1 pseudogene is annotated in these 388 nt (G+C 73.5%); it reads left to right on the top strand.

Annotated features, from left to right (window positions below):
• Positions 1-58: 58 nt before the first annotated feature.
• Positions 59-388 (top strand): annotated as a pseudogene (locus I6F37_RS44350) (hypothetical protein); the annotation flags it as partial.

The raw sequence follows: 388 nt of genomic DNA on the forward strand, positions 1-388 counted from the left end.
CCCTCAGCCCGGCGGAGGACTTCTCAGCTCACCGAGCGTGCTCCAGGTGGGATGGTCCTTGGCGTTGCCGGGTGCCGCGGGTGCCGATCGCACCGTGCCCGCCACTCATCCAGGTCCCACGCCCCCGGCCGCACCGACCACGTCTGACGCACCGCCCTGGCCGGGTGCTCCCGCCGTTGCGGCGGCCTATGCCGGCCCCGACGCGCTCGAGGAGACGGTCTGGCTCGAGGAGGTCGGCAAGCAGTACGGCTTTCCCAGCGCGCTCGTGGTCTTCTGTGACATCGAGGCCGACGGCGCCGAGGCCAAGCTCGACCAGCACCTGGCGGCTTCTGACCGCGTCCGCGGCGTGCGCATCCGGGCCCATCCGCAGGACGGCGGCGGCGACGCC

The organism is Bradyrhizobium sp. NBAIM08, assembly GCF_020193935.1.
GTDB lineage: Bacteria > Pseudomonadota > Alphaproteobacteria > Rhizobiales > Xanthobacteraceae > Bradyrhizobium > Bradyrhizobium yuanmingense.